The sequence below is a fragment of the Pseudoalteromonas sp. 10-33 genome (genome assembly GCF_001469195.1).
Classification (GTDB): Bacteria; Pseudomonadota; Gammaproteobacteria; order Enterobacterales; family Alteromonadaceae; genus Pseudoalteromonas.
Genome location: NZ_LOFI01000001.1, coordinates 366,864 through 385,861 on the forward strand (window position 1 = coordinate 366,864; position 18,998 = coordinate 385,861).

The 18,998-nt window shown below is 40.1% G+C and carries 17 protein-coding genes; 8 read left to right on the forward strand and 9 right to left on the reverse strand.

The annotated features are described in order from the left end of the window. Nucleotides 1-22 precede the first annotated feature (22 nt). Both ATS76_RS01700 and ATS76_RS01705 read right to left on the reverse strand, forming a co-directional pair. Nucleotides 23-799, reverse strand: coding sequence for a substrate-binding periplasmic protein (locus ATS76_RS01700; RefSeq protein ID WP_058550785.1), 777 nt, complete (start codon nucleotides 797-799; stop codon nucleotides 23-25). 165 nt (nucleotides 800-964) lie between these two features. Next, a complete protein-coding gene (locus tag ATS76_RS01705; protein ID WP_058550786.1) occupies nucleotides 965-1,966 on the reverse strand; it encodes an AraC family transcriptional regulator in 1,002 nt (333 codons plus the stop codon). A gap of 94 nt (nucleotides 1,967-2,060) precedes the next feature. Here ATS76_RS01705 and ATS76_RS01710 point away from each other — a divergent pair, with 94 nt between their 5' ends. Both ATS76_RS01710 and ATS76_RS01715 read left to right on the forward strand, forming a co-directional pair. Continuing rightward, a complete protein-coding gene (locus ATS76_RS01710; protein ID WP_058550787.1) occupies nucleotides 2,061-2,507 on the forward strand; it encodes an SRPBCC family protein in 447 nt (148 codons plus the stop codon). Beyond that, nucleotides 2,504-3,349, forward strand: a complete 846-nt coding sequence (locus ATS76_RS01715; protein WP_058550788.1) for a sterol desaturase family protein — start codon at nucleotides 2,504-2,506, stop codon at nucleotides 3,347-3,349. Before ATS76_RS01710 ends, ATS76_RS01715 begins: the two co-directional genes overlap by 4 nt. 42 nt (nucleotides 3,350-3,391) lie before the next feature. Here the strand turns inward: ATS76_RS01715 and ATS76_RS01720 are convergent, their stop codons facing one another. The 3 genes from ATS76_RS01720 to ATS76_RS01730 form a co-directional block, all read right to left on the reverse strand. After that, nucleotides 3,392-5,581, reverse strand: a complete 2,190-nt coding sequence (locus ATS76_RS01720) for a fasciclin domain-containing protein (protein ID WP_058550789.1) — start codon at nucleotides 5,579-5,581, stop codon at nucleotides 3,392-3,394. 133 nt (nucleotides 5,582-5,714) lie between these two features. Then, nucleotides 5,715-6,089 (reverse strand): hypothetical protein, encoded by a 375-nt coding sequence (locus ATS76_RS01725; protein ID WP_058550790.1) that lies wholly within the window; start codon nucleotides 6,087-6,089, stop codon nucleotides 5,715-5,717. Beyond that, the gene (locus ATS76_RS01730; protein WP_201023484.1) at nucleotides 6,086-6,454 is read right to left on the reverse strand and encodes a hypothetical protein; all 369 of its coding nucleotides are present in this window, start codon (nucleotides 6,452-6,454) and stop codon (nucleotides 6,086-6,088) included. Before ATS76_RS01730 ends, ATS76_RS01725 begins: the two co-directional genes overlap by 4 nt. Nucleotides 6,455-6,648: 194 nt before the next feature. On the opposite strand from ATS76_RS01730, the gene ATS76_RS01735 reads away from it, so the two are divergent. Beyond that, on the forward strand, nucleotides 6,649-7,068 hold the full coding sequence (locus ATS76_RS01735; protein ID WP_058403118.1) for a VOC family protein: 420 nt from the start codon (nucleotides 6,649-6,651) through the stop codon (nucleotides 7,066-7,068). Nucleotides 7,069-7,112: 44 nt separating this feature from the next. Here the strand turns inward: ATS76_RS01735 and ATS76_RS01740 are convergent, their stop codons facing one another. Together ATS76_RS01740 and ATS76_RS01745 are read right to left on the reverse strand one after the other, a co-directional pair. Beyond that, the gene (locus tag ATS76_RS01740) at nucleotides 7,113-8,486 is read right to left on the reverse strand and encodes an IS4 family transposase (protein WP_058550792.1); all 1,374 of its coding nucleotides are present in this window, start codon (nucleotides 8,484-8,486) and stop codon (nucleotides 7,113-7,115) included. Between the two features lie 127 nt (nucleotides 8,487-8,613). Then, nucleotides 8,614-9,498 (reverse strand): AraC family transcriptional regulator, encoded by an 885-nt coding sequence (locus ATS76_RS01745; RefSeq protein ID WP_058550793.1) that lies wholly within the window; start codon nucleotides 9,496-9,498, stop codon nucleotides 8,614-8,616. Nucleotides 9,499-9,948: 450 nt separating this feature from the next. Here ATS76_RS01745 and ATS76_RS01750 point away from each other — a divergent pair, with 450 nt between their 5' ends. Further along, nucleotides 9,949-11,094, forward strand: a complete 1,146-nt coding sequence (locus ATS76_RS01750) for an iron-containing alcohol dehydrogenase (protein WP_058550794.1) — start codon at nucleotides 9,949-9,951, stop codon at nucleotides 11,092-11,094. A 239-nt stretch (nucleotides 11,095-11,333) separates the two neighbouring features. Next, nucleotides 11,334-11,780, forward strand: coding sequence for a DoxX family protein (locus ATS76_RS01755; RefSeq protein ID WP_058550795.1), 447 nt, complete (start codon nucleotides 11,334-11,336; stop codon nucleotides 11,778-11,780). Between the two features lie 70 nt (nucleotides 11,781-11,850). Here the strand turns inward: ATS76_RS01755 and ATS76_RS01760 are convergent, their stop codons facing one another. Further along, on the reverse strand, nucleotides 11,851-14,946 hold the full coding sequence (locus tag ATS76_RS01760; protein WP_058550796.1) for a beta-galactosidase: 3,096 nt from the start codon (nucleotides 14,944-14,946) through the stop codon (nucleotides 11,851-11,853). 112 nt (nucleotides 14,947-15,058) lie between these two features. Here ATS76_RS01760 and ATS76_RS01765 point away from each other — a divergent pair, with 112 nt between their 5' ends. After that, nucleotides 15,059-15,886 carry an AraC family transcriptional regulator gene (locus ATS76_RS01765; protein ID WP_058550797.1) on the forward strand — a complete coding sequence of 276 codons (828 nt, stop codon included), beginning with the start codon at nucleotides 15,059-15,061 and terminating at the stop codon, nucleotides 15,884-15,886. Nucleotides 15,887-15,891: 5 nt separating this feature from the next. Here the strand turns inward: ATS76_RS01765 and ATS76_RS01770 are convergent, their stop codons facing one another. Further along, nucleotides 15,892-17,127, reverse strand: coding sequence for a TMEM143 family protein (locus ATS76_RS01770; protein ID WP_058550798.1), 1,236 nt, complete (start codon nucleotides 17,125-17,127; stop codon nucleotides 15,892-15,894). Nucleotides 17,128-17,322: 195 nt separating this feature from the next. Between ATS76_RS01770 and ATS76_RS01775 the strand changes: the two genes are divergently transcribed. Continuing rightward, nucleotides 17,323-17,907 (forward strand): YqaA family protein, encoded by a 585-nt coding sequence (locus ATS76_RS01775; RefSeq protein ID WP_058550799.1) that lies wholly within the window; start codon nucleotides 17,323-17,325, stop codon nucleotides 17,905-17,907. A 70-nt stretch (nucleotides 17,908-17,977) separates the two neighbouring features. Continuing rightward, entirely contained in the window at nucleotides 17,978-18,886 is a 909-nt protein-coding gene (locus ATS76_RS01780; protein ID WP_058550800.1) for a GGDEF domain-containing protein, read from the forward strand. The last annotated feature ends 112 nt before the right edge of the window (nucleotides 18,887-18,998 follow it).

The following is an 18,998-nucleotide window of genomic DNA, read 5'->3' on the forward strand; positions in this document are numbered from 1 at the left end:
GCTAAATTGTAGCGAGTATTTATTACAGCTTATTTGCAGTATTAGGCAGTGGCAGTGGCAGTTGCCATTTATTTAAAATAGCATTGTATTCGCCACTTTGTTTAATTGCTTCAAGAGCGTCTGATAGTGTATTGGCTGTTTGCGCGTCGAGCATTTTATTCGCCGCAAAGTAAAGCGTAGAAGGGAAATCTTCTAGGTGGATCCGTTTAGTGATAAGGCTTGGATCTAACCCCGACATTTTTAGTTCGTTATTAAGGGTGAGTGTATTCATTAATACAAAATCAATACGCTTTTTATACAACATTTGCCACAATTGTTGGTAGTAGCTCACTAGCACTAAATTTTTGTCTTCTGTAAAGCCCATTTGCTGTAAATATTTAGCACTGGAGTAACCGCGAATTGTGCCTATTTTATAAAACTTAGTGTGGTTTAAGTGTGTTGCCTCGGCTTTACTACTTTTTAAGCTAACTACGTAGGCGTCGGTAAAATATACGTCGCCTAACCATTTAAAGTTATTTGTGCGTGTAGGGGTTTTTAACAAAGAAAGTAAAATAGTGTTTGGGTTGCTTTCAAGCTCGTGAAATGCGCGCGCCATGGGCATTATTTCAAATGAAGCACTTAACGTTGTGTTTTTTAAAACTGCTTTGGCTAAATCCACAAGCGCGCCATCGACTTGGCCACTTTCATTTTTAAAATGATATGGGTGTAGGTCTTCTGCAATAAAGTTAAGTGTACTCGTCGCATTTACCGCGGTACAAAACATTAACATAAAGGCGATAATTACAACACGAGGGTGCATAAAACAATCTTTTATAACTAATATGCTTCGAGTTTAAAGAATGTTGACTGAAATATAAACTTAAATGTTTAATAAAAGTAAATAAGCGTGGCTTATTTATCTTTCGAGGTTAAATTTAAATCAGTAAGCTTGGTACTTAGGCAAGGTAGAGCCTTTTTAATGTGGTTACCTGTGTTTAGTTTTAAAGTATTCGAGTGGACTGCATGAGTACCAGCGTTTAAAAGCACGATTAAAAGAGCTTTGGTCTTTAAATCCGAGTGCTAAAGCCAACTGCGCTAAATTGGGTTTATTGCATAACTCATTTATACGTCGTTTTCGCTCGGTTTCAAGAAGAAGTAAAAATGTTGTTTCTTGTGACTTTAAATGTCGCTGCAAGGTCCTTGGGGTCATGCTTAAGGCATTTGCAGTGCGTGCTAACGTACAATGTTGTAAATCGAGCTTTGCCATTAAAATTTGACTAACATTTTCAGACATATTTTGCTGGCTAGTAAAAAGACTTAATTGCTGATCAGACACCTGCTTAAGTGCTAAATGTATAGCAGCGTTATCGGTTTTAAAGTTTAGGCTTAAGTAACTACTCGGAAAACAAATTTCGTTGTGTTTAGCATGAGTTAAAATTGGGCAATTAAACCATGTTGTTAGCGTATTTATTTGCTGTTGAGTGTAGTGATATTTAAAGCTTACTTGAGTCGGTGATAATTCGGTCTTGAGTAATTGGCGCACCACACTCACCCAAGCCGTCATGTTTCTTAACACTACTTGTTCATTGCAGTGGGCATGGGGAAACCAGCGTATAGTGGCTTGGTTTTTGTGTTGTTCAAATTGTGCTTGACCTATATCTGCCACCAAACGGTCGTAATTTAAAAGTGCTTGTATCGCGTCACCTAACCCATTACTCGATTCTACTAAATATCCCAAAACGCCATAGTCAGCGGTGCGAATATGTTGGCCCAGCCGAAACCCAAATAAAGGGTCTTTAAGTGTTTTTTGACCATAATCAAGCAATGAATTATAGCTTTTAAGCGTTATGCGTGGTGACAGCTGTTGTGTTGCACGATTACTGTATTCGTTAAAGTTAATTGCTTTTAAAGCATCTGCGCTATTTAATCCTCGGCTTTGTAGGTAGTCAAGAATACTCGAAAAGTAATGATCGGCAAGGGTTTGCATTTGTCGCCTAGAGCTAAAAAATGGTCGTGTAAGAGCAAGTTTGCCACGTTAAATTTTATTATGCTATAGGTCCTATTTTTAGTAGTAGTAGCTTATGGTTTCTATAAATTTAAAATGTACTTTACTTGCTCCACCAGAGAAAGTGGCTGCTGTATTACTTGAACATGCCTATTTAGGACGTTTTTTTAATGCCCAATTTTCACAATTAAAATCACATAATAAAGGTGAAATGAAAGGTGGAGCAGGTGCCATAAGGCAAGTTAAAACCCCGCTTGCTATTTTTAGTGAACAAATTATAAGTGCCAGCAATAAGTATATTTGCTATCGCATAATGGGTGATAAGCCGGTGGCAAATCATCAAGGAGACATATATTTAACTCCCATTGAGCATGAAGGTAATACTGCTACAGGGCTCAGGTATTGTATTACTTTTAAGCCACCATGGTGGATGCCAAGTAGCCTGATTAAGTTATTTGTTAAACATGATATTTCGCAAGCGCTTAATAAACTAGCGCGGTATTTTAAGGAGCATAATGTATGACCATTGAGATGATTTTACTCGCGCTTAGTCCTGTTTTTTTAGTGTTTGTTAGTGTTGAATTTATTAAATACAGGCGTTTTTACGATATAAAAGACAGCATGGCGAATACAGCCTTAGCGTTATTGCATCAAGCTGCCGATGCGCTTTCTTTAATATTACTGATGCCATTATTTAATTGGTTATATGAATATCGCGTTTTTGATATTGAGCTGTCGGTACTTAGTGTTTTTTTCGCCTTTATTTTGCAAGACTTTTTATATTATTGGTTTCATAGGGCGTCGCATCATATTCATTGGTTGTGGGCTGCACATGTTGTGCATCATAGCTCTACAAAAATGAATTTTACAACGGCATTTAGGCAAAGTTTAATGTACCCCTTAGCCGGTATGTGGGTATTTTGGTTACCTATGATTTTAATAGGCTTTAATCCTATAACTGTGCTTAGCGTTGTTGCGTTAAATTTGGCGTATCAGTTTTTTGTGCATACACAGGTAGTAAATAAGCTTGGGTGGTTTGAATTTATATTTAATACACCATCACATCATCGGGTTCATCATGCTATTAATCGGGGCTATTTAGATAAAAACTTTGCTGGCGTACTTATAATTTGGGATAAGTTATTTGGTACCTTTGTAGAAGAAGATAAAAACCAGCCGTGTAAGTATGGCATTGTGGGGCAGCTAAATAGCAATAATCCAATCACTATTACATTTCATCAATGGCGGTACTTAATTAAGCTAACTTACATAACTAAAGGATTTGAAGCTAAGTTAAAAGTTTTGTTTGGTTACCCAACTAGCTCGCAAAAGAAGAATGATAATAGCGTGAAATATAAAAGTTAAGAGCGGTTATCCACTCTTAACTTTGTTGTCTAAGGAAAGAAACTATTGTGCAGTAGTAATAACCGTATCAATTAAATGTACCACGCCATTACTTGTGTATATGTCGGTGGTTGTTACATTGCTTCCTGCAACTTGTAATGACGTTGCAGATAAGCTCACCTGCCACCAAATGTTGCCAACACCTTGACCGTTTTCATCACCAGGTGCAGTGTCGCCAGAGTAGGTATACAGTGGACGACCTAGGTACGCTACCTGCATAGTGCTATCTGCGCGAGCAATAAGTGATAAACCTGGTATGTTTTCAATAGAATCAGCGGTGCCTAACACAGGTGGCCACGTTGCTGCACAGGTATCTTCACATACACTCATCGACTCGCCCAAGTCGTTGTCAAAAACGTAAACTGTTTTACCCGGTGTTGTATCAGCCATGCCTGTTACTAAACGCGCATTGTCTGCATCGTATGCAATGCTGTCTGTTTCAGCGTTAGTGGTGTTAGTAAAGTCGACAATATTTACACTTAGCATATTTTCAGCAAGGGTGGTGACCATTTTACCATTAGCTGCAAATGCATCCGTGCTGCCTACTTGAGCGCCTAATACGTGCTGTGTTAATACGCCGGTTAATGCATCTTTATCGGCTAGTAGCGCGTTTAAGGTGTCGGTTGGGATTTTACTGAATGCGGCGTTGGTTGGAGCAAATACGGTGAACGATTTTGTTGTATCGTTAAATGTATCAACCAAGTCAGCAGCTTGTAGGGCAGTAACTAATGTTGAAAGAGCGTCTGTTTCTGTCGCAACGGTGGCAATTGTTTTAGTAGGTGTACCAACTTCAGTGGGTGGCATAATTACCTTGTTGAGCACATGAATTACACCATTATCAGCTGTTACATTTGCTGTGGTCACTGCCGAGTCGTTGATGAATAATGCGCTATCTACATATGAAAGGGCAGCCATATCGCCATTTGCCATTTCAACTTTATTGTTTTCGCTATTTGCAATGGCGACTGCTGCGTCAGACAAAACACTTGCGTCGGCAACTACATGGTAAAGTAAAATATCGCGAAGGGTATCAGTGTCTGCAAGTAGCGCATCAATGGTGTCTTGTCCAAGTGCTGCAAAAGCGTCATCGGTAGGAGCAAATACCGTAAAAGTATTAGTAGGATCTGCGACTAACGTGTCCAAGCCAGTTGCACCGAGCGCAGCAATTAATGTTGTAAAGTTACCATTTTCGCTGGCAACGTCGGCAATTGTACCAAAGCTTTCAGGCAGAGTTACATCAGCCACAATGACCGAATCTATTACATGAATCACTCCGTTGGTTGTAGCAATATCTTTAACCACAATATTGGCACCGCCAAACATAAGCATATCTGTTTCAGTATTAATTGTAATTGGAAGAGAGTTGCCTAGCAGCGTTTCTGCAGATTGACCATTTAATGACATAGCTGTTACCGAGTCAACCGCACCCATTAAAACGTGCTGCTTTAAGATGTCGGCTAATACCTCAGGGTTTGCTAAAAGTGTGTTAATCATTTTGCTACCAACAGCATCAAAAGCTGCATCTGTAGGTGCAAAAACGGTGAACTGCGCTGACTCATCGCTCAATGCCGATGTTAAACCGGCTTCGTCTAATGCGGCAAGTAAGGTAGTGAAGTCGCCTGCTTGATTCGCTGTTTCTATAATATTAGCGGTAGGGGCTGACTCAGCCGTGGCGATAGGCATAAGTACTGCGTCTATTACATGAATGATGCCATTGTCCGTTGCAATATCAGTCATGGTTACTGTGCTTGTGTTTATTAACAAGCTCTCGCCATTTAACGATAAAGCGACTTTGCCGCCGTTTACCGTGTCAACAGTTGTACCAGCAAGGCCTATAGCTGCTTCTGCGTTAACACTTCCTGATACAACGTGATAAGTTAATATTGAGCTCAGTGTATCTGTGTCAGCCAGTAGGCCATTTATTGTATCTTCGCCGAGAAGTGCAAAGGCATCATCTGTTGGGGCAAAAACAGTAAACTCCTGACTCGTATCGGCAAGTGTATCGTCCAAGCCTGTTGCCTCAAGCGCTGCAACTAGGGTAGTAAAGTTACCCGCATTTCTTGCTACATCAACAATGGTTGAAGATGCTTCGGGTTCAACTTGTACTGGTATGTTATCGTCATCATCGTCATTACAACCTTGTGCTAATAATAAGGGAAGTGTAATGAGACATACCTTCAGTAATTTGTTCATGACCTGATCCTTCTGTGTGAAATGTAATTAACAATCTCGTAACGTTACGGGAGTACTTTTACAAGAGATCAGATTTATTTGAGTGTTTTTTAAACTTCTGAATTTTAAATTTGAAAGGTATTCGTATTATTTATTACTTTTTACTACGTGGTGCCCCAAATAAAATAAAGATATGACAAGCACATACAGATAAAAATGCACTAATACCTAGTGCTCCACCATAGTTACTTATTTTAGGGACTAAATATTCAAATAGAATCGCAAAAATCACTGCAGCGCAGGTTATTGTATACAAACCAAAACGCTTAGGTGCACTCATACCAATAAACGTACCACCAAAAAAAATGGCACTGTAAAGCTCAGGGTGTAAATTAAAACCATAAAAAATGCAGTAAGCAACTATAGATAAACTCGAAGAGGCACTAATAGCGCTAAAAAGCCTATGTTTGGCGAGTAAAAATGTTAATAAAGCGCCAAAAAATGCAATTGCCGGGTATTCTATTGTCATACAAATATTCCTTTTGCTAGCGCAAATACAGCAACGCTTACAAATGCAATACTCCCTAATTTTCCTCCAAAGCCAGAAAATAAATTTAAAGTAAGTACATACAAACAAGCACCTAAGAGTGAAATAAAAGCCAGTTCCCAGTAACTGTTAATTAAACTAGAAGAACACATACCCGCAAAACTTCCTGCGTAAATAGCAGCGTTTGGATGAATATTAAGAGACTTTGGAAAAGGAATAAAAGAACCAGAAAGGCCAACCACAGAGGCAGCAATAACAGCAGGAAAATTAAATTCAGTGTGCATCACAAAGCACAGCAAACAGCCTGAAAAAAAAGCACCGAATTTTATAAAGAAAAATTTAAGCATAGCTAGTCAGTTTAAAGTAACCGGGGAGTGTTTAACAGCAGCGCTTAACATTGCGAGCAAATAGTTAAAAAGATCATATGAAATGTATGAAGGCTTAAATATGCTCAAAGTAATGTAGTTTGTGTAATGTAAATTGTAATTTATGTATAATGTAGGGAATTTATTGAATAATAAGAAATAACCTAGGGTAATTTATGTCTAATTGTTTGCATTTGGCAATTCCGGCTGGCGATTTAGAAGTGGCTAAAACATTTTATTGTGACGTACTTGGCTGTAAAACCGGTAACAGTGAAGAGGGGCGCTGGGTAGATATCGACTTTTGGGGAAATGAACTTACATTGCATCAAAGCGTTGAGCGTTTACCGACTGTTCGCCATGATGTAGATATGGGCGCAGTAGCTGTGCCGCATTTTGGTATTCATTTATCTGAAGATGAGTTTAACAATTTAAAAAAACGTATTGAAGATGCAGGTTTAGAATACCTTGATAAGCCTTATCGCCGATTTGTAGGAGATGAGTTTGAACAAGAAACCTTTTTTATCGAAGATACTAATGGCAATGTACTCGAAATGAAAACCATGGTTAATCCTGAGGTTTTATTCAAAAAAGTCTAACTAGTTTTTATGAATTCAAAGCCACTTTTATAGCTGTCTCTTGATCACAAGTCTGACTCAAGAGATTTTGCTAAATCGTAGCCTTCAAGGATGGCTTGTAATTTAAGCCATCCTTGCCATAACACTTTCACAGATGCACGCCCTGTGCGCTTGGTATCTTTCCACCCCCCTAACTTTGCCAGTTCTCGATACGCCCATGACATATTTGGAGCGGTTTCAGGCAATGGTGTTTTTATTCTCTTTAACCACAATAACTTCCATGCTTTCGGAGGTAGCAGTTGTTCACAACTTGGAGAATCAGGCTGCTCATTGGTGAACTTTAGTTGCAATATTCGCGTCGCAATAAACCCATTAATCGTCACCAACCTTTCCATGTTATCTTGGCTTTGAAGGCGTAAACTTTCGATATTCGTGCCATCACTTTTCCAGACTTTATGGTATTCCTCAACAAGCCAACGGTGCTCATAGTAGGTGATGATGGCTAAGGCGTCTTCTTTGCTGGTGACTGGTTCACTAGTTAATAAGTGCCAGCTTAAATCGTTCTCAGCGTTTCCTCGCTCTGCACAGCCGACATAGTAAACTGGGAGAGAGTGTCCTTTTTTATTGTAAGGCACTTTCAGTGTCACTGGCGCATAGGTGATATCCAGTGTTGCGCTTCGGGCTTTTCTTCCTCCTTTTTGTGCAATGTGGATTTGTTTGGTGCCTGCACTCATCAGCTCGCTTGCAAACGCATAAAGCTTATCCTCACCTTCTTCAATATGACGACTTTGCATTGAGCGTACGACGAATCGTTGCTGCTCGGTTAGTTTATACTGCAAGTATTCGTAGATGTCCGCTTCGCGGTCACACACCGATATCACGTTCGCCATTTGTCCTTGCAGCCGCTCAGCCATCGCTCGTGACGCTAACTCCCACTTGTAACTTTCTTTTTCTTCATAAGAAGTCGTCGCGTGCTTTTCCCTTTTTCCAATCGTGTTGATATTACGGCTCCAGCGAGACTGTTCAATTAATCCCACAACGTGCTTTGTATCTGGCGCAAACAGCAATACGCTATGAGCTAACAAGCCTCGTTGTTTTGCTCCTCGTCCGACATGACCCAAATCATCTCGAATGGAGGAATGTTTATAAATTAGTGTGGTCGTGTCTTCTAATGCGAGCAATAAGTTATGACTTTTGGCCTGTTCAACCGTGGCTTTAAAGCCTGACTTTGCAATAGCCGTTGCGTCAATATTCTCGTTGCGAATAAAGCGGTAGGCACCTTCCATATCGGCGGGGGATTGAGTGATGTTCACAAGCGGTTTTCCTGGTTCATTTGCAAGCGTTGATGCTAACTTTACCAGACGCGCTGTTCTTCTTGGATCACCTAAGTCCGATTTACCGAATTGTTGTTTTGCCCAATGAGTATGTTCGTTAATCATAATGTGCCCTCAAACAAGATTTGAAGATCTGATCATGACATTGGGATTTAGTTCAAAAAAATCCCCGCTAATTTCTTAGCAGGGATTTGTGTATAAGAGACAGCTTTTATAGTGGCTTTGTTGAGGTTTAGCTCTGTAATTGAGGTATGACCTCGCTTGGCGTTTTATTAAAGTGGCGCTTAAACTCGCGGCTAAATTGCGAGGGGCTGGTATAGCCTACCTTTAACGCGGCCTCATTTGCTTTACTGCCGTTGTTTATAATGAGTTCTTTTGCTTTGGCTAAGCGTACTTTTTTTAAGTATTGCAATGGCGATTCAAAGGTCACTTGTTTAAAGGCGCGATGAAACGACGATACACTCATGTTTACCTCTTCAGCTAAGCCTTCAACAGTAATTTGATCTGCATAGCTTTTATGCATTGTAGACAGTGTTCGTGCTATTCGGGCGTAGTGCCCATCGTGCATGGCAAGGCCAATTAAAGTATGACCCTGAGGACCACAAAGTACACGGTATACCAATTCTTTAATTATATCTTCACCAAAAATATCGGCCTCTAGCGGGCTATTTAGTGCGCTTAATAAACGATGAGTTACTTGCTCCATAGCACCATCTATTTTTGCCGACTGCACACCGCTCATTTGCCCAGAAGTAAACGGCGTATGTTCGCCCATTTGGTTTACTAACTTATGTAATGTTGCTGGGTTAATATCAATAACTACGCCCATTACAGGTAGGCCATTATCAGTAAAGGCTTCGCATTCAAGTGGTACGGGTACACCTAAAACCAGGTAGTCGCCAGCACCATATTTTATTTGATGATCAGGGAAATGAATTATTTTATGCCCTTGGCCAACTAAAATAATACCAGAGTTGTAAATGAGTGGCTGACGAGGTGAACTCTTACTCGCACGATGAAAGTAAACCCCGGGAATAATCGTTTTTCTAACGCCCTCAAAATTGAGCAAATCATTGTGCTCGGCGTATTGCTGCAACATGTTGGCTATAGTGGGCATTAAAAAACCTTTTATCGTACAAATTTTGCGTAAAATAACAATGTTGGCAGTATTAGGCAAGCTTTAGGCATTTATTAGGCTTTTTTAATGTTTATTTTGCCACTAATATGCACTCATTGGAATTCAGCTTAGTGAGTAACTAAGCATTTTATTTAAGGCGTGTTGATCTTTGATGGTTGAATTTGCAGCAGTATGTTTGGTTTTTAGGCAAGGCAGAGCCTATGAAGTGTGGTTACTCCCCATAAATAGGCGATAACGCAGCATAAATGCCAAACATGCGCTGCCCTTCGGGTTCTGCCTAGGGGCGATTAACTCTTTGTTACTCGGTTTTTACTTAGCCCACTAGGTTACAAACCTCGTGCTGCGATTTAATCGTCCCTAGATTGAACAAATTTCAATCTGCAAAGATCAACACGCCCTAGTATTTAACCGTCACCTAGGAGCAAAATAATGAAATTTAGCTACGTAAACCCAACACTTATTCAGTTCGGCCAACAGCAAATTGCATCACTAACCGATTTGATCGCAAAAGATCAAAAAGTACTAGTAGTGTACGGCGGCGGTTCTATTAAAAAGAACGGCGTGTACGACCAAGTTGCAGCGGCACTTGAAGGTTTTGATTGGGTAGAGTTCTCAGGTGTTGGTGCCAATCCAACAATTGAAGTGTTAGACCAAGCAGTAAAAATTTGTAAAAAACAGGATATCGACTTTGTATTAGGTGTAGGCGGTGGCTCTGTAATTGACGGCGTTAAATACATTGCAGCGTCGGCAGTTTATGACGGCGAAGGTTGGGATATCCCTACTGGTAAGCATACTATTACTAGCGCATTACCAATCGGTGCAATATTAACATTACCAGCAACGGGTTCTGAGTCTAATCAAAATTCAGTTGTGAGCAAAGAAGCAACGAAGCAAAAACTACCGTTTGCATCACCAAAAGTGCTACCCAAGTTCGCGATTATGGACCCAGATGTAATGAAAACATTACCGCAGCGCCAACTTGTGAATGGTTTAGTAGATGCATGGGTTCATACGTGTGAGCAGTACCTAACATTCCCTGAAGCTGCATTGGTTCAAGAAGGTTATGCAGAGGCACTTTTAAGAACGCTTAAAACGCTGGGCGATAACTTTGAAAACCAAGACGATGCATGGCGTGCAAATCTTATGTGGGCAGCCAACCAAGCGCTTAATGGTTTAATTGGTTCTGGCGTATCACAAGATTGGGCAACACACATGATTGGCCATGAGCTTACAGCTGCTTACGGTGTTGATCATGCTCGTTCACTGGCTATTGTTCAGCCTTCTTTACTACGTAACCAATTTGCAGTTAAAAAAGCGAAGCTAGAGCAAATGGGTAAAAACGTATTTGGTCTTGCACAATCGGATGATTTAGCAGAGCAAACAATTCAAGCAATTGAAGCGTTTTACCACAGCTTAAATGTAGCCACTGTGCTTACTGAACATGGTGATGACAAAGCAGCGGCAGTAGAAAACGTACTTACTAAGCTTGAAGCTCACGGCATGGTAGCCCTTGGTGAAAACCAAGCAATTACACTTACACAAAGTCGCGAAATTTTAGAGCAAGCAATTGCTTAAGCGCTTAAAGTAATACAAAAAAAAAAGCCGCTAGCGTTTACGTTAGCGGCTTTTTTGCAAGTTATACCAATCCTCAAAATAGATCACTTAATTAAGCGAATTGGTATTAAATAAATTAAAAACACTGTGTTTATAATTAACCAATAATATCGGTATTAATGTTTTAAAATGATGATAGTAAACTGTGTTCATCGGTTAGCAAAACTAACACCTTATAAATTTACACAGGATAAAAACTCATGACACTACTACAAAAAATATTAAACTCTAAAGCAGGCGCAGCAGCACTTATTTTACGTGTACCAGTTGGTTTAATTTTAGCAGCGCATGGCGCGCAAAAATTATTTGCTTGGTTTGGCGGTTATGGCCTTGAAGGCACAGGGCAGTGGATGGCAAGTATTGGCTTAGAGCCAGGTTACTGGTTAGCTTTAATGGCAGGCAGCGCTGAATTTTTTGGCGGCATTGCATTAGCACTTGGTTTATTAACACGCCCAGCAGCCGTAGTTACTGCGTTTACAATGTTGATTGCAATATTTAGTGTACACATTAACAATGGTTTATTTATGGCTAACAACGGTTACGAATACGCACTTACGTTATTAGTTGCAACTTCAGCGCTTGCTATACAAGGTGCAGGTAGCTTTTCGATTGATAGTGTTATTGCTAAAAAACTAGCTGATAAATAGCGGCAGAAATTTATAATTTAAAAAATAGCGGCTTATTTAGCCGCTATTTTTGCATGGGTTAAGCGTTATTTTACTTAGCCGAAAAAGTTAAAGAGTAGTTGTACTGCGTTTGCTCAAGTAAATATTCTTTGTGGGTACTTGGGCTCCACGAATCATCGCCGCCAACACCCATATGTTGATGATCAATATGTACATGTAAGCAATCATCAGCTATTAGCTCATTGGTGTGCTTTGCTTGCGTAAGCATGCTTTGAGAGTATTCACTGGCGGCAAATAAAAACGCACCGGTCACGGTTAAATTATTAATGCTAAGTAGTTGGCAATCACTACGCACGCCGTTATCAGTTGGGAATATATACGGTGTATGTAGCTCATTGTGTTGCGCGTTGTAATAACCTAAACGCGCAGCCGCTTTGCGATCAGGGTAGTTTTCAAATGGGCCTAAACCAAGCCAATTTACTTGTGTATCGCTTTGTTTATTAAGCGTTGTACTTAACCCTATGCGTGGCATGGGTGGCAAAGTGTCGTTTAGTTGTACATCAACATTTAAGTTAATTTCACCTGTATTATTAAGTATATAAAGCCATGTTGTTTTTGCTTGTACTACGCCATTAAATTCATAACTAAACACACAGGTAATACGTATATCTTTGTTTGATTGCACGACTTCAAACAAGCGACATGTGCGCTGCCACTTGCCAATACCCGCTCTTAGCCAGCGCGCTTCCCATGCGTTAGGGTCTAGATTGTCTACTTCGCTTACGCCTATGTCGTTATCAAGCGGGGCGCGGTAAAAATTATCAACTAGTGGACTTTTAATAACGTGGGTTTGATTGTGTAGCCATTGCTCAATAAGGCCTGATTGGCTATTAAACACAAGCTTAAAGGTATTGCCTTCAATACTTAGCAGTGTATCGGTCTCACTAATATTTAGTGTGCCATGTGCTGAAGCGTTTAGAATGGGCTTAAATGTATCAGCGCTTAAACTTTGGCTATTTATAAGTTTAAATTGCTCGGTGTTTAATACATGATCGCTACTTGCAAAGCTGCAGTCGTTAAGCAGTGCTACATCTAAATTAAGGTGATATTGCGCACCGGCTTTAAACACCGTTTTTGTATTAATAGTTAGCGTTTGCGTACTTTGCGGGGCAATATTAATAATTTGCTCGCCTTGCTCTATACATTGGCCATTTTCTATTAACTGCCAAACCAGTTTTTCGTTATCGGTTGCCCTAAATACATAATCACTAAATACATCAACGGTATAGTGGTTTTGAGTTTGCTCGCGCAGCGTGAATTGTAAATGTTGTTGGCTGTATTTAGCTTCAAACAGGCTAGGGTGCGGCGTACGATCTGGAAATAATAAGCCGTTTATACAAAATTGGCGGTCGTTTAGTTCATCACCAAAATCGCCACCGTAAGCCCAATAATGCTTACCGTTTTCATCAGTTTTAGATAAACCTTGGTCTACCCAATCCCAAATAAAGCCACCTTGCAGGCGCGGGTACTCTCTAAATGCTTGCCAGTAATCGTCAAAGCTACCTAGGCTGTTACCCATTGCGTGTGCGTACTCACATAAAATGAGAGGACGGGTTTCGCCTGGTAGGCTTAGCCACTTTTTAATAGAGTATTTAGGTACTGCGTCATCGGCAAGGTGGGTATCTACACGGGCATACATAGGGCAAATAATATCGGTTGCGGTGGTATTTGCGCCGCCACCTTCGTATTGCACTGGACGCGATGGGTCAAAGCTTTTTGACCAACCGTACATAGCATCGTGGTTGGCACCGTGCCCGCATTCGTTCCCCAGTGACCAAATAATAATAGAGGCGTGGTTTTTATCGCGCTCAACCATTTGTGTATAGCGCGACATAAATGCGCCAGCCCACTGCGGATTGCTGGCTAAACGCCCCATAGGGAACATGCCATGGGTTTCTATATTGGCCTCGTCCACTACGTATAAACCTAGCTCGTCACATAATTCGTAAAAACGCGGGTGGTTAGGATAATGAGCGGTACGTACAGCATTAAAATTATTTTGCTTCATCAGCTTAATATCTTCAATCATGTCGGCGGTGCTTACTGTATGGCCGTTTTCAGGATGGTGTTCGTGGCGATTAACACCGCGTATGAGTAGCGGCTTGCCGTTTAAACAAAGTTGCCCGTTAAGCATTTCTACTTTTCTAAAGCCAATATTGTAGGCTTCTGCGTCTATAGTATTGCCTTGTTCATCTAACAGGCTTACAACACAGCGGTATAAGGTCGGGGTTTCAGCGGTCCATTTTTTAGGGTTTTGTATATCAATGGTTTGAAATACGACATCGCTCCAGCCGCCTTTTTCGTCAACACGTTTATTATTAGTGCTTTGGATTTGCGGCTCACACAGTGCTTGCTCACCATCAAAAACCTGTACGGCTACTTGGAAGTTATTTGGCGCATCTATTGCGGTTTTTATATGCAAAGTCGCATCGCGGTAGCAGGCGTCTAAATCTGGGGTTATAAATACATCGCGTATTTGGTGTTGCGGTTTGGTAAGTAAATTAACATCGCGGAATATACCGCTTAGCCACCACATGTCCTGATCTTCTAAATAACTGCCATCACTCCAACGAATTACCATAACCGCAATGCGGTTGGTGCCAGCCACTAACAGTTCGCTTAAATCAAATTCGCTGGGTAAGCGGCTATCTTGCGAGTAGCCTACCCATTGGCCATTACACCAAAGGTGAAACGCCGAGTTTACGCCTTCAAAAATAATATGGTTTCGCTGAGCTAATTGATCCGCCGTAATAGTAAACTCAGTGCGGTAGCAACCCGTTGGGTTATCGCCAGGAACAAAAGGCGGGTTTACGGCAAAGGGGTATTTAACATTGCAATAAATAGGTTTATCAAAGCCGTGTAATTGCCAGTTAGAAGGCACAGGAATACTTTGCCAGTCGCTGGCGAGTGTTTCACTTAGTAATGACTCATCAACCGCTTCGGGCTTATCAAATAATTTAAAATCCCATTGGCCGTTTAAACTTTGTTTTTGTGATTGCGTGTTTGTACGGGCATGGTCAACGCTTTTAAAACCATTAAGTGGGCTGTGCGCTTTTACTTGATTAACTTGCACCGAAATTGGGTTTTCCCAATCGCGGCGGTTAATTATGTGCTGTAGTGAGTTCATTAGTGTCCTATTGCATGTGTGGCAATTATAGTGGCTTAAATATAGCTAAAATAATACGTTGAGGTTATGCTTAAAGCTCTCTTTTATTTATCCAAAACTATCATTTTAAATTATGCGCAACACCATTAAAGATGTACTCGATATTGGCCCAGAGTGTACAGAGCGGTTTATTGATTTAAACACGCTTTCGCAAATGCCAAGCCTTGAAATAGAGCTGGCAGGTTGCTCAAATTTACTGGGTGATTATTGTGTTGCGCGTACTAACCCGCTTGAACACACTTTGTTTTATACTTTGGGTGGTCAGGGCACGCTTAAAACTATTAATAACCAATACCCATTAATCGAAAATAGCTTAGCTATATTGCCAGCACGGCAAAGTTTTGAGGTTGAAATAGCAAGCGAAAAGTGGGATGTGATTTGGCTAAATCTTGCAAATACCAAGCGTTGGCAGCATTTAAATTTAGCGCACGCTAAGGTATTAACTGATCAACAATTAACACCACTGCACTTAGCAATGGAGCTTTTATACAGCGAAGGAAATGCGACTTTGCGTGAAGGCGTAATGCCTATTTTAAGTCATTACTTAAATACTACGCTTCAAAGCGAGCCACAAATAGGTGGGCAAAATAGATTAACCAGCTTGTTTTTAGAGGTAGAAGAGCGCCTGCAATTTGATTGGACAATAGAGGCTATGTGCGAACAAATACATTACTCAGCACCGCATTTACACCGGTTATGCCAGGCACAATTTGGCAAAAGCCCTATGCAGCAGCTTATTTATTTACGTATTAAACGGGCTAAAAACTTGCTTTTAAATACCCGCTGGCCAATTGCCCATATTGCCGCTTACGTGGGGTACCCTAATATATTTAATTTTTCAAAACGGTTTAAAAAATCAGTGGGCGTGTCACCCACAGAGTTTAGAAAAAAGTTAGTTTAAACATTTCAATTATATTGAAACAGGTTATCCCAGCGCTCATCTAAAATGGTTTTTGCATGGTCTAGGCTTATTGCGCTATACACATCGTTAGTGCAGGTTACTAAACGCATCCGGGTGAGCTTTTCAAGCGCATCGCTAATTTCAAAGTCGAGTTCGCATTTATACTTTGTTTTAAACCACGCCTCTATTTGCTCATCAAGCATTTGTGCGCTTAAGCCACTTTTAGATTTTAATAAAAACGTATAGGCAAGTAGGGCTTCTTTTATGTCTTCTTCTTCGGCGGCGTCTATAAGGGTATGAAAAACACCGGCGTTGTTATCAAGGTTTTTAAAGTAAAGGTTATCGCTTAGCGCTTTCATAAATTTAATTTTACGGTTTTTAAATTTACTCCATTCTTTAAAAATAAAGCTGCCAAATACCCCCATGCCAATGGCAAAGGTAATAAAGTGTTGCTGGGTCATTTCTACGGCTTTATCTGTAAAGCCCCCCCAAAAAGCAAACAAAGCAAATAATAATAATATTGATGCGCCTAGCTTTGTAATTAAAACCACGGCACCGCCAATTAAAGCCGATGAGCCAATAATCACCTTATCAATAGGGCGCATACGTACTTCGCTATTAGGAAATAGCATTTCAAGGTCGGCTTTGGGTACATTTTGAAACAGCTTAACGATGGTCGAGCTTGGCTCAAACCCTAAAGGCGTTTTATTTTTAGCGTCAAAGTGGGCTTTATCTTTAAAACGAATAAACACCGCAACGCGGTCGTAATTAGTAAAGTGCAGTGGCTTTTTACGAAGCCCCCAAAAGCTGGTTATGGTTTCAGTGAGCTGCGACTCGCCGCGGCGATAAAAAACCACTTCTTCAAAGTCGTCAAACTCCACCTCAAGGCGCACTTTAAAAAGTGACTCTTCGTTGAGCGCATCTTGTAAATCTTGATTAGTAATTACTTCAAAGTTAGCGGCGTTTAAAACTTTAGCAAAATCTTTTGCAAATTCGCGTTGGCATTGGGCTTTTTGATTGTTTGATACCGGCGCTAAAGAGCGTGTATCGCTATTAGGATCAAAGGGGGCGTAGTTATTTTTAAGCGATTCAAGTGTTGCGTGGTAATCGTAATGGATAAGGCTTGCTAATAAATCACAACACTGTTTAAACGAGGTTTGTTGTGTGTTGTTTTCAAGCTCATTGCTACACATTTCAATAATGTCTTGCTTGCGAAAGGGAATAAAACGCGCATTTTGCATAAATTTTTAACTACTTAAATAGGGCTTAACGTTATTAACACATAGTAAAATATTCTTATAAATATTGCTATTTTGTTAACCTGTTAAGTGGGTATTGTTTATATCAAGTTTTAATAGTTTCAGGGTGTATTAACTTAACTGTGTCATTATTACTATGTAAATACAGGATAATTAAGCATAGGGCAGGAGTTAATTGTGGCTTTACAAAAAAAATTAAAACAAAAAACACGTAATTTTATAGAGTCTAAACATATGCTCAGCGGCATTACGGTTGCGTCGTTTTTAGAATCCACAATTGTCCCTATTCCTTTAGAAGCGGTTATGGTGCCACTTATGCAGGCACAACGAGAAAAACTATGGTTGATTGCATTAATGGCTACGCTGGGCTGTGTTGTCGGGGCATTATTTGGTTATGCCCTTGGCTACTATTTATTTGATGCAGTTGGGGATTGGGTGATCAGTGCTTTTTCAAGCTCTGAACAGTTCGAAAATGTAAAACAAAAAATGGACAACCAAGGTTTTTGGTTTGTTATTACTTTAGGAATAGTACCTATTCCATTTCAAATAGCGATGCTTGCGGCGGGGGCTACCAAATATTCACTTGGCCTGTTTTTATTGGCCAGCGCAATTGCTCGTTCAATTCGTTACTTTGGGCTTGCTATTGTTGTGTATTACGCAGGAAACCAAGCTGAACGTATAATTAGTAAACATAAAGTTAAAGCTATGATTAGTTTAACTATTTTAGTTTTACTGGGGTGGGGTATTAGTACCTTACTTTAAGGCTAAATTTCTATCTTGTGTTATAATTCTTAAAGATGATTTATTAGCTCAAGTGTAATCTATTTATATGATGAATGTTGAAACTGTCAGCCTTAAGTTGACCCGCTTTACTCGTATAACGCGGTTGAACAAATTACTTATGTTTGCGCTGCTTGTGTTTATAGTGGTTTTCACTATTTACAACTTCACCTATTTCCCTCTGTTAGGTGCTAAAAAAAGCATCCCTGACTTTGCCAGTGAACTCATCAATCTTATTGTTATAATGACGGTTTTTTGGGTTGTGCAATGTTCTAAATTAGCTAAAAAAGCCTACCAGTATGCCACCATTGGTTTGATGCTATGGATAGTGGGAATGACGGCCGATGTGCTTGACGAACTTGTTGTTCAGCCTGCGTGGGTCACCTTGTATATAAAAGATTTATGCATTTCTGTAGGGGTCGTTATTACGGCTTACGGCTTATTTAAAACCATGTTGTTTATGCAAAAAATGCACAATAGGCTAGCCCAAGAATTTATAATTGATGATCTCACCCAAGTTTACAACCGGCGATGTTTTTACGAATACGTTGAAAACGAAACCGATGAATCTTACGCGGTAATCATTATCGATATTGATCACTTTAAATCTATTAACGATACCTACGGTCATAGCAAGGGCGACAAGGTGCTCAAAGCTTTTGCTAGCAAAATAGACGCTTTGTTTGAAGATGGCAATATTTTTGCGCGTATTGGAGGTGAGGAGTTTGCAGGCTACTTACCAAATTGCACTCTAGAGCAAATGCAGGCGTTTGCTGAGTCGGTGTTGGCGAGTGCTCGCACTATTGAGGTTACCGATAAGCTTTATACTAGTGCAAGTGTTGGGGTAGCTAAACGCTTTAAAAATGAATCATTTGATAGCGTAATGAAACGCGCAGACCAAGCTTTATATATAGCTAAAAACAATGGCCGAAATCAATTTGAAATCGCAGCAAAGCCGTAAATAGCGGGTCCTTATTATTTGCACATTTGCTACACTTTTTTACGTTTTCGTAAGTAAATGTCAGCTTAGGTAATACTTTGTAAAGCATGAAATTAAATTAAAATGCAAAGGT